Raw genomic sequence first — 10,370 nt, forward strand, 5'->3', positions numbered from 1 at the left:
ACCCAAAGGACATTCTGAAAAGGTCTCGCTGGGCGGGAGAGGCAACGCGCTTTTGCTTTCTCTGCCTGCGCTGGGATCGCCCTGAGACAACCGCGCGCTTGCGTCTGTCACGGCGGACTCGGTAACACCAGGGGCTGGACCCATCATGCCGGACCAGCCCGCTTGCCTGACGCCCGCCAGACCGAGATCCAGCACCAAGACCCCGGCGCGGGCCCGCCCGCCGGGCCGAAGCGCCGATGGCGCTTCTCGGAGGTGCTGCAGGATCTGGCCGCCGAGGGGCCCGAGCGCATCGCCATCGCCGACATCCTGACCGCCTTCGGCGACCGGGCCTTCGGCGCGTTGATGCTGGTCTTCGCCGTGCCCAACATCGTGCCGACGCCGCCCGGCACCTCCTCGGTCCTCGGCGCGCCGCTGCTGTTCATCACCTTCCAGCTGATGATCGGGCGCCCGGTGCTGTGGCTGCCGCGGCTGATCACCCAGCGGTCGGTGGCGCGGGCCGATTTCGCCCGGCTGGTCGAGCGCATGGTGCCGTGGCTGGCCAAGGCCGAGCGGCTGCTGCGGCCGCGCCTGTCGATCCTGATCGGCCCGGTGCCGGACCGCTTCATCGGTGCCGCCTGCCTGCTGCTGGCCATCATCCTGTTCATGCCGATCCCGCTCGGCAACATGGTCCCGGCGCTGGCGATCTCGGCCTTCGCCATCGGCCTGGTCGAGCGCGACGGCATCGCCGTCTCGGTCGGCTGGGCCGTCAGCGCCGGGGCGCTGGCGATCCTCGCCGCCGTCTCCGCCGCCCTCTGGGCCGCCCTGCGCGCCTTCCTGGAGACGCTGCTCGGCGTCACGATCTGACGGCAGTCGCCTCCGCCAGGTCGGCGATCCGGGCGACGACGCGGATCGACAGCTCGGTGCCGCGGCCGCGGATCGCCACCTGCTCGGCGCGGAAGGCCGACAGGTCGGCGCCGGCATGGTCGAGCAGGTCCTGCGAGACCACCAGCTCCGCCACATACTCCTTGCACAGCCCTTCCAGCCGGCTGGCGATGTTGACCGTGTCGCCGACCGCGGTCAGGCCCTTGACGCCGCCATAGCCCATCTCGCCGACGATGGCCGGGCCGGCATGCAGGCCGATGCCCATGCGCAGCGGCTCCTTCAGGTCCGAGGCCAGGGCCTCGTTCAGCTCGGCCAGCCGCTCCGCCATCCGCCGGGCGGCGTCGAGTGCCTGGCGGCCGCCGGCATCGCGCCCGGCCTCGACCCCGAACAGCGCCATCACCCCGTCACCGATGAACTTGTCGACCTGCCCCCCGGCCGCCTCGATCGCCTGGCCCATGGCCGCGAAATAGCGGTTCAGCAGGAACACCACGTCATACGGCAGCCGGTGCTCCGACAGCCGGGTGAAGCCGCGCAGATCGGCGAACAGCACCGCGATCTCGCGCTCCTGCCCGTGGCGATGGCCGGGGCCCTGGAAGCCGTCGCGCGCGGTCGCCGTCGGCGGCAGCAGCGGCGTCACCTCGAGGTCCTCGACCGGCCGGATCTGGCAGGCCAGCCGCACCCCTTCGGGCGCGCCGATGCGCTGCAGCACGCGGGCCTCGTCGGCCGCCGGCGGCGGCAGGTGCTCAGCCCCCAGCCCGACCCGGACCCGGCAGGTCGAGCAGCGGCCGCGGCCGCCGCAGATCATGGCTTGCGGGATGTCGGCGGCGCGGATGATCTCGAGCGCGGTGGCGCCGGGGATGATGTCGAGCACCCGGGTGTCGCGATAGTACAGCTTGGGCCCGCCGCGGCGGGCCCGGACGGCACGCAGCACCGGCCCGGCGAAGGCGGCCAGGATGAACGCCAGGATCGTGATCCGGGTCCACAACGCGCCTTGGGCGGCGAAGGCCTGCGCCTCCGGCGTCAGCTTGATCGAGCGGTGCAGATCCTCGAGCCAGCCCGGCTGCGCCGCCAGCGCCCGGACCTGCAGCCCGGCCGAGACGAAGCCGGCGAGGCCGAGGGCCGGGACCAGCAGGGCGGCGGCGTAGAGATAGGGCACCGCCTTCGGGTACCAGGACCTGAGCCGCAGCCAGTAGTGCACACCGATGCAGCCATGGCCCCAGGCGACCAGCACCACCACCGCCTGCTGCAGCGCGACCAGGCCGGCCCCGCCCCACATGGCCGACAGCACATAGCGGTAGGGCGTGCCGACGCCGAACTTCTCGAAGGCCACGACGGTGCCGAAGACATGCGCCGCCAGCAGCAGGGGCACGGCGAGGCCGAGCCCGAGCTGCACCGCCTGCCAGGGCTTCAACCGGAAGCTGTGGCGCTGCCAGATCGACACCAGCGCATTGGCGATGTGGACCAGGAAGGCGGCCGCGAGCACCGCCAGGCCCGGCTGCCTCTCCCACACCAGGATGAACAGCCCGAGGCCGCGCTCCATCGCGTCCAGCGATATCAGCCCGGCCGCGTGGTTGATCAGATGGGTCGCGAGAAAGGTGAGGAGAACCAGCCCGCTCGGCAGCCGCAGCCTCTGCAGCCACGCCCCGGCCCGGGCCCCCCGGACGCCAGCGGCGTCAAGGTCACTCAGTTCAGCGGACCGGTATAGACCCAGGTCTCCACCGTGTCATGGGCGCGGAAGGCCGGGACCTCGGGGTGATGGTAGACGAAGACGCGGATCGCCGCTTCCATGGCCACCGAACGCGGTGCACCACGGGCCACCAGCTCGCTGTAGGCACGGGTCACCGCCTGCTGGCAGCGGCAGTCCGCCGAGCCCTCGGCGAAGGGCTGCTCGCCGAAGCCGCAGCCCTCAGGACTTCTTTTTCCGGCCATAGAGTTCAAGCCTGTGATCGACGAGTTCGAAGCCGAGCCGCTTGGCGATCTTTTCCTTCAGCGCCTCCAGCTCCTGGTCCTTGAACTCGATGACCTCACCGGTTTCAAGATCGATCAGATGGTGGTGATGCTCGAGATTGACCTCGAAGCGGGAGTAGTTCTCATTGAAGTCGTGCCGCTGCACCAGGTTCAGCTCGTCGAGCAGATGCAGGGTGCGGTATACGGTCGCGATGCTGATCGACGGATCGATCTCGCGAGCCCGGTGATAGACGGTCTCGACCGACGGATGGTCGAGAGACTCGGTCAGCACCTGCAGAATGACACGACGCTGATCGGTCATCTTCAGGCCGGCGGAGACACACCTCTCCTCGAGCGTCATGGCTCAAACCCTCTTTAGCCGCGGAACCATTGGCGGATTTAGAGAGATTACAGATCGCAGCGGCGCTTGGCATCCGAAAATGCGCCGCAGGGCACCGGGAGGACGGCCATGGGCGACCTCTTCAGGCTGGAGATGAGCATCCACGGCTGGATCGCGCTGGGCATCGCCGTGATCGGCATCGTCGCCCTGAACCTCGGACTGATGCATCTGGCCCGCAAGGAACACGATTCCCACTACGATCCTGACGACGATGCCCCCTGAGCGGCGGCGGCGCCTTCCGGCCGGTCGAGATTGCGGGTCAGCACCATCCGGTGCGGGAACGGGATGTCGATGCCGAGCTCGTCGAACCGCCGCTTCATCCGGCGGTTGAACTCCCGCATCACGCCCCATTGCTTGGCCGGCGGCGTCTTGATCCGCGCCTTGATGGTCACGGCGCTGTCGCCGAACTTGTCGAGGCCGATGATCTCGATCGGCGCCAGGATCGCCGGCGCCCAGGCGGGGTCGAGCTGCATCTCGCGGCCGAGGTCGCGCAGCACCTCGATCACGCGGTCGACATCCTGGTCGTAGCCGATGCCGACATTGAACACGGCGAAGGAGAAGTCTTTCGTCATGTTGATGATGGAGGTGACCGAGCTGAACGGCAGCGTGTGCACCGCCCCGGTCTCGTCGCGCAGCCGGATGGTGCGGATGGTGATGCTTTCGACCACGCCGCTGTCCGAGCCGATCTGGACCACGTCGCCGACCGCCAGCGTGTCCTCGAACAGGATGAAGACGCCGGTGATGACGTCCTTGACCAGGGTCTGGGCGCCGAAGCCGATGGCGAGGCCGACCACGCCGGCGCCGGCCAGCAGCGGCGCGATGTTCAGCCCGACCTCGGACAGCACCATCAGCGTCACCACCGTGATCAGCAGCACCAGGAAGGCGTTGCGCAGCAGCGGCAGCAGGGTGCGGGCGCGGGCGCTGCGCTGCACCAGGTTGCCCGAGGCGTCGTGCCGGTTCAGGTGATACTCGATCAGCTGGCTGACCGCCTCCCACGCCACCAGCGCCGTCACCACCACCAGCAGGATGGCGCCGCTGCTGGCCAGCACGGCACGGCCGGTCTCGGTCTCCATCCAGGCGATGCCGCCGAGCTGCCAGACCTCGAGCAGCACCAGGACGCTGACCAGGAGGACGACCACCTTCAGCCCGGTGTCGAGCACCGGCAAATAGCGGTTGGCGCGGTGCTCCAGCCCGGGGAAGCGGGCCTTCAGCTCCGGCCCGATCGAGAAGGCGCGGTGGATCAGCCGCGGCCCGTAGGCGGAGACCAGCCGCGCCAGCACCAGGACCAGCACGGTCTGCACCGTGGCCCGGAGGACGAAGACGAAGCCGCCATTGATGCCGAGCGCCCAGATCGCGAAGGTGACGACGACATAGGCGATGGCGACGAGGTGCCAGACATCGGCCAGACGACGCCGGGCGGAGCCGACCGCTCGGGTCACGCCGGCCTCGTCGCCCTCCGCCGCGTGGCGCCGACGGCCCCGCAGCCAGTCGGCGACCGGCTGCCGGTTCTGCAGGATCAGCACCACCATCATCGCCGCGACGGCCAGGCCGATCAGGTATTTCAGCGCGGTCAGGCTGCCGGAGGGCAGCCCGAGCACGATGGCGGTGGAGACCGCGAGATAGCCGAACACCAGCAGGTAGATCAGCCGCTTGGCCCAGACATAGAGGTAGCCGGCGGTCTCGTCGCCGATGCGCAGCAGCCGCAGATGCGGGTACTCCGGCGTCAGTACCAGGCGGATCAGCATCAGCGCCACGCCGCTGATGATTGCGGCGTTGACCAGCGCCAGCACGATGGTGCGGACGAACCAGGGCGGGTCCAGCACCACCGCCATGGCATAGGCGCCGAGCACGAAGGCGATCAGCGGCAGGAAGTCCAGCACCGCCTGGGCCAGCAGCAGCGGGATCTTGCCCCAGAGCGTGGCCGGGGCCTTGCCGTTCAGCGCCGTGAAGGGCCGGCGCAGCACCAGCCGCATCAGCCAGCCGGCGGCGATGCCGGCGAGGACGACGCCGACCACGTTGAGGAACACCACGCCCCAGCGCGACCGGGCGGCCGGGTCGGACAGCTGGTCCCGGCTCCAGGTCGCCAGCTCCGGCAGCCGCGCCAGGGTGGCGCCGATCTCGGCGACCGCGCCGGTGACGTCGCGCACCTTGTCCGAGACCACGACCAGGGCCTGGCTGCCGACCGTCTCCAGCGCGCTGCGGTCCTCCTGCTGCGCCTGGGTCTGCAGCAGCAGCTGCAGCCGGGCCACCAGATCGGCCCGCGCCTTGTCGTCCTGCAGCGTGGCGATCAGCGCCTTGACCCGCTCGGGATCGGCCGGCTGGTCGGACGCGGCCGGCGGGGTCGACGTCCCCGGCACCTGGCCGGCGGCGAGGCCGGGCGCGAGCAGAAGGAGAAGAAGCAGCGGGCGGAGCAGGCGGATCATCGGCTCGGTCGGGCTGTGGACGGGCGGTGTTCCGGATCGGCGTCCCGGCGGCGTGTCGAGGCCGGCCCTATCCTTCCCCTCCCGGCCCTCTGGATCAACCCGCCCGTCGAGGCCATCTTTGGAACGTCCTCACGAAGGGAAGGCGAAGATGGCGGATGATCTCGGCTCGGTCCGGCCGAAGCTGGTCGAGAGCAAGCGGCGCTGGGCGCGCGAGGGCCGGCTGCTGACCGGCGCGACCTCCGATCCGGAGCGGGACCGGCTGCCGCCGGGCCAGCGCCTGGTCGAGACCTGGCCGGTGCTCGATCTCGGCGTGCAGCCGGAGATCCCGCTCGACAAATGGCGGCTGACCATCGACGGGCTGGTCGAGGCCCCGACGGTGTGGCGTTGGGCCGACATACTGGCCCAGCCGGAATTCGAGGACGTGTCGGACATCCATTGCGTCACGTCCTGGTCGCGCTTCGACAACCGCTGGCGCGGCGTCTCGGCCGGGCACCTGCTGTCGCTGGTGCGGCCGAAGCCGGAGGCCAGGCACGTCGTGTTCCACAGCTACGACACCTACACCACCAACGTCGCCCTCGACGCCTTCGCCGAAGAGGACGTGCTGCTGGCCACGCATCACGATGGCGAGCCGATCCCGGTCGAGCATGGCGGGCCGCTGCGCGTGATCATGCCCCGCTGGTACTTCTGGAAGAGCGCCAAATGGGTGAAGCGGATCGAGTTCGTCGCCGCCGACCGCCCGGGCTTCTGGGAGGAGCGCGGCTACCACAACGAGGGCGACCCCTGGCAGGAGCAGCGCTATGGCTGAGCCTTACCGTGGCAGCAGGGTGCGCAGCGGCTCCGCGCCGGGGTTGCTCCTCTGCCCCTGGAAGATCACCCGGGCCGGGGTGCCGAAGCCGTAATAGGCGTCGTTCTTGCCCTGGTCCTCGCTGATCACCGTGCCGTCCAGCGTACCGCCCGCGAACAGCCCCTTGTTCTGGGAGAAGGCGTACATGTCGGCGTTGGTGTTCAGCCCGGTCGAGGCGCCGACGCCGGCGCCGAGGGTGAACAGCGACCCCGACAGGTCGGCACCGACGGTGAAGCTGCTCTGCTCCACCGCCCGCAGACCCTTGTCGGTCATGATCGTCAGCACCAGCTGCGAGACCTGGCCGCCGATCTGCAGCCCGAAGGTGCCGCCACCGACGCCGTAGAAGGCCGGGTAGCTCCAGTTGCCGTCCGGCAGCCGCACCATCATCACCGCATTGCCGCCGCGGCCGCCGAAGATGAAGCCGCCGCGCAGCAGCGACGGGGCGATCAGCACCGCCTTGGCGCCGCGAATGTAGCGCGGCAGCGCCGACATCTCCGACGCGGACAGCAGCGCCTGCAGCGCGGCGCGGCTTTCGTCGACCAGCAGCTGCGCGTCGCTCGGCGTCGAGGTGGCCGAGCCGCAGCCGGCGAGCATGCCCGGCAGCACCAGCCCAACGGTCGACACCCCCGTCAGGCGGAGGAACATCCGGCGGTCGATCATGATCGGGCTCTCCTCAGATTCCACATGAAGAATCGTGGCATACCGCAGAACAATCAATACATCTTTTCGGTTCCAAATGGCAGATTCAGGGCGACGATTCGCCAGCTTTCGGCGCCGGAGGACGACCGGATGTGGTCGATCCGGGTCAGCGACAGCGTGTCGACCGCGAGGCGCAGCGCCCGCTCGCCGTCCAGGTCCAGCGCCAGCGCCGCCGCGGCCCGGATGGTTCCGGCATGGGCGACGGCGATGATGTCACGGCCGGCATGGGCGTCGGACAGGGCCAGGATCGCGGGCTGCACCCGGTGCAGCACCGCCTCGAAGCTTTCGCCGCCGGGCGCGGCATGAGCGGAGGGGTGCGACCAGAACGGATCGTGCCGCGGCAACGCGCGATAAACCTCGCGGCTCGGCCGGCCCTGCCAGGCGCCGAAATCCTGCTCGACCAGCGCCGCCTCGACCGCCGGCACCGCCGCCTCGTCCATCGCGGCCAGCAGCGCCGCCGCGGTCTCGGCGGTGCGCCGCAGCTGCGTCTGCAACCAGACGGCGCCACGCGGCAGCCGGGCGGCGAGGGCGGAGATGGCCGCCGCGTCGCCGGTGTCGGCCGCGAGGTCGAGCCGGCCGTAGAGCAGCTTGTCCGGATTGACCACCGGGGCGTGGCGGACCCACCACCAGCGGGTCGTGCTCATGCCGCCGCCGCGGCGCACAGCACCGCGACCTCCACCAGCTGCTGGGCGGCGCCGAGCACGTCGCCGGTCTGGCCGCCGATGCGCCGCCTGGCCAGCCCGGCCAGCGCCCAGGCCGCCAGCGCCGCCAAGGCCAGCGCCGCCAGGCCGTGCCGCAGCCCGAGCAGCAGCAGGGCGAAGCAGAAGGCGAGGCCGAGGGCGGTGAACACGGCCTCCGGCGGCGGCCGGCCGGCGCCGGCGCCGAGCCCGTCGGGCCGGGCCGGGGGCAGCCAGGCCAGCAAAGCCGGGGCCGTGGCCCGCGACACCGCCCCGGCCGCGGCGAGGGCCGCGACTCCGGCCCAGGGGGAAGAGGTCGCCGCCAGGGCCGCGGCGCGCAGCCCGACCGACAGCACCAGGGCCAGGGTGCCGTAGCTGCCGATGCGGCTGTCGCGCATGATCTCCAGCGTGCGCTCGCGATCGCGGCTGGCGCCGAAGCCATCGGCGACATCGGCCAGCCCGTCCTCGTGCAGCGCCCCGGTCAAGAGCACCTGGGCCGCCAGCGCCAGCAGCGCCGCGACCAAGGCCGGGGCGCCGAGCCAGAGCGCCAGCGCCCAGATCAGCCCGGCGGCGAGGCCGATGCCGGCCCCGGCCAGCGGGAACAGCCGCATCGACCGGGCCAGCGCATCGGCCGGCGCATCCGCCGGCCAGCGGACCGGCAGCCGGGTCAGGAAGCAGGCGGCGACGCGCAGATCGCGCAGCAGGTCGTCCATGGAACTCCGGTTAGCCGGTCCGGCCCTTGGCGGCAAGCCACTCAGATCAGCTTCCGGATCGCCCGCTTCCGCCACACCAGCCGGTAATAGGCGATCTGGCCCAGCGCCATCACCGCGAAGGCGACCGGATAGGCGATCCAGATGCCGTCGATGCCGATCTCGCGGCTGAGCAGCCAGGCCACCGGCACCTCGACGCCGAGGATGGCGAAGATCGAGATCGCCATCGGCGCCAGCACCGTGCCGCTGGCCCGCATCACCGCGGCGACCACGCCGGCCAGGCCGAAGACGATGTAGCTCCACAGCGTGATGTGCAGCAGGTCCTGCGCCAGCTCGATCACCGGCGGGCTGGTCAGAAACAGGCCCATCAGCGTGCGCGAGAACAGATAGGCGATCGCCACCAGCCCGCCGGTGACGACCAGGTTGAGCAGGATGCCGGTGCGGGTGATGGCGCCGAGCCGGTCGGCATGGCCCGCGCCGATCGCCTGGGCGCCGAAGATCGAGGCGGTGATGGCGATCGAGATCGCCGGGAACTGGACGTAGCTGACCACCTGGTTGACCGCGCCATAGGCGGCGGTGGCGTCGGAGCCGAAGCCGTTGACGAAGGACAGCACCGCGACCTCGGCCAGCGACACCAGCACCAGCTGCACGCCCGAAGGCAGGCCGATGCGCAGCACCGCCCGCAGGATCTGCGGGTCGATCCAGAGATGGCGCAGCAGCACGGCGTCCGGCGCCAGGGCATGGCCGCGGCGGCGCAGATGGACGGCCAGCCAGGCCAGGGCGGCGAGGAAGGAGACGATCGCGGCATAGGCGCCGCTGAGGACGCCGAGCTGCGGCAGCCCGGCCCAGCCGCGGATCAGGGCCGGGGTCAGCACCAGGCCGATCACGGTCTGCAGCGCCAGGGCCAGCAGCGGCGTCATGGTGTCGCCGGTGCCGCGCATCATCGAGCTCATCAGCAGGAAGACGAACAGCCCCGGCATGGCGATCAGCATGATCCGGGCATAGGCGGTGGAATCGGCCAGGATATCGGCCGGGGTGCCGACCGCGGCCAGCAGCGGCCGGGTGAAGGCGCCGCCGAACAGGGCGACCAAAAGCCCGGCCAGGATGGTGACCGTCAGCGCGGTGCCGGCCACCGCCTTGACCTTCTCCGGGTCCTTGGCACCCCAGGCCTGGCCGATCAGCACCGAGGCGCCGGCGCCGAGGCCGATGATGAAGGAGATGAAGAAGAACAGGATCGGGAAAAACGCCGACACGGCGGCCAGCGCCCCGACCCCGATCATCTGGCCGAGATAGATGTTGTTGACCGTCCCGGACAGCCCCTGCAGCACGTTGCTGAGCATCATCGGCCCGAGGAACAGCAGGAACGCCTTCCACAGGACCGGGGGCGCCGCCCCGGGCGCGGCGGCCGGAGCGGCGGCCGCGCCGCGCTCGATCGCGTTCGACATGACGGTCCCCCTTCAGACCGATTGCGGCGCGTCGAACGCGGCGGCGGCGAGGCGCCGGGCGTGGTCGCGGATGTCGGCCGGCCAGGCCTCGGTCAGGGCGGCGAAGCGGTCGCGGTCCGGCGCGAACAGGGCGCGCGCCGCCTCCTCGAAGCCGGGCCGGTCGCCCGCCATCGCCGCCATGAAGCGGTAGGCCGCCTCCTGCGCCTGGCGCAGCCGGTCCCGCCCTTCGCCGGCGCGCCGCGCCTCCTCGACCAGGCGGCGCAAGGTCACCGAAGCGCCGCCGGGGGGGGGGGGCCGCCCGGCCCCGGCGGGGGGGGGCCCGGGGGGGGCGGGCCCCGGGGGGGGGAGAAAACCGCGGGGGAGG

12 protein-coding genes are annotated in these 10,370 nt (G+C 71.2%); 3 read left to right on the forward strand and 9 right to left on the reverse strand.

The window, feature by feature from the left end; all coding sequences use genetic code 11:
• Positions 1-162: 162 nt before the first annotated feature.
• Positions 163-843 carry an exopolysaccharide biosynthesis protein gene (locus tag AAHM41_RS36145; RefSeq protein WP_342241478.1) on the forward strand — a complete coding sequence of 227 codons (681 nt, stop codon included), beginning with the start codon at positions 163-165 and terminating at the stop codon, positions 841-843.
• Here AAHM41_RS36145 and AAHM41_RS36150 read toward each other — a convergent pair.
• The 3 genes from AAHM41_RS36150 to AAHM41_RS36160 all read right to left on the reverse strand — a co-directional run bounded on the left by AAHM41_RS36150 (position 833) and on the right by AAHM41_RS36160 (position 3,169).
• Positions 833-2,401 (reverse strand): adenylate/guanylate cyclase domain-containing protein, encoded by a 1,569-nt coding sequence (locus AAHM41_RS36150; protein WP_342241479.1) that lies wholly within the window; start codon positions 2,399-2,401, stop codon positions 833-835. The two genes, AAHM41_RS36145 and AAHM41_RS36150, sit on opposite strands and share 11 nt — an antisense overlap.
• 143 nt (positions 2,402-2,544) lie before the next feature.
• A complete protein-coding gene (locus tag AAHM41_RS36155) occupies positions 2,545-2,790 on the reverse strand; it encodes a hypothetical protein (RefSeq protein ID WP_342241480.1) in 246 nt (81 codons plus the stop codon).
• Positions 2,768-3,169 (reverse strand): Fur family transcriptional regulator, encoded by a 402-nt coding sequence (locus AAHM41_RS36160; RefSeq protein ID WP_342241481.1) that lies wholly within the window; start codon positions 3,167-3,169, stop codon positions 2,768-2,770. Before AAHM41_RS36160 ends, AAHM41_RS36155 begins: the two co-directional genes overlap by 23 nt.
• Before the next feature lie 108 nt (positions 3,170-3,277).
• Between AAHM41_RS36160 and AAHM41_RS36165 the strand changes: the two genes are divergently transcribed.
• Positions 3,278-3,430 (forward strand): hypothetical protein, encoded by a 153-nt coding sequence (locus tag AAHM41_RS36165; RefSeq protein WP_342241482.1) that lies wholly within the window; start codon positions 3,278-3,280, stop codon positions 3,428-3,430.
• On the opposite strand, the gene AAHM41_RS36170 is transcribed toward AAHM41_RS36165, so the two are convergent.
• Positions 3,403-5,631 (reverse strand): mechanosensitive ion channel domain-containing protein, encoded by a 2,229-nt coding sequence (locus tag AAHM41_RS36170; protein ID WP_342241483.1) that lies wholly within the window; start codon positions 5,629-5,631, stop codon positions 3,403-3,405. The two genes, AAHM41_RS36165 and AAHM41_RS36170, sit on opposite strands and share 28 nt — an antisense overlap.
• Before the next feature lie 148 nt (positions 5,632-5,779).
• Here AAHM41_RS36170 and AAHM41_RS36175 point away from each other — a divergent pair, with 148 nt between their 5' ends.
• On the forward strand, positions 5,780-6,436 hold the full coding sequence (locus AAHM41_RS36175) for a sulfite oxidase-like oxidoreductase (RefSeq protein WP_342241484.1): 657 nt from the start codon (positions 5,780-5,782) through the stop codon (positions 6,434-6,436).
• 3 nt (positions 6,437-6,439) lie between these two features.
• Here AAHM41_RS36175 and AAHM41_RS36180 read toward each other — a convergent pair whose 3' ends face one another.
• From AAHM41_RS36180 to AAHM41_RS36200, 5 genes are all read right to left on the reverse strand, one after another.
• Positions 6,440-7,135, reverse strand: a complete 696-nt coding sequence (locus tag AAHM41_RS36180) for a lipid-binding SYLF domain-containing protein (protein ID WP_342241485.1) — start codon at positions 7,133-7,135, stop codon at positions 6,440-6,442.
• A gap of 53 nt (positions 7,136-7,188) precedes the next feature.
• Positions 7,189-7,818 carry a histidine phosphatase family protein gene (locus AAHM41_RS36185; RefSeq protein ID WP_342241486.1) on the reverse strand — a complete coding sequence of 210 codons (630 nt, stop codon included), beginning with the start codon at positions 7,816-7,818 and terminating at the stop codon, positions 7,189-7,191.
• Entirely contained in the window at positions 7,815-8,564 is a 750-nt protein-coding gene (cobS, locus tag AAHM41_RS36190) for an adenosylcobinamide-GDP ribazoletransferase (protein WP_342241487.1), read from the reverse strand. The genes AAHM41_RS36185 and cobS overlap by 4 nt, the downstream gene beginning before the upstream one ends.
• A 41-nt stretch (positions 8,565-8,605) precedes the next feature.
• Positions 8,606-10,006 carry an MATE family efflux transporter gene (locus AAHM41_RS36195; RefSeq protein ID WP_342241488.1) on the reverse strand — a complete coding sequence of 467 codons (1,401 nt, stop codon included), beginning with the start codon at positions 10,004-10,006 and terminating at the stop codon, positions 8,606-8,608.
• Positions 10,007-10,018: 12 nt separating this feature from the next.
• Positions 10,019-10,370 (reverse strand): DUF2239 family protein (locus AAHM41_RS36200; RefSeq protein ID WP_342241489.1); only part of this gene is annotated, 352 nt, incomplete at its 5' end.

It is taken from the genome of Inquilinus sp. OTU3971 (assembly GCF_038440215.1).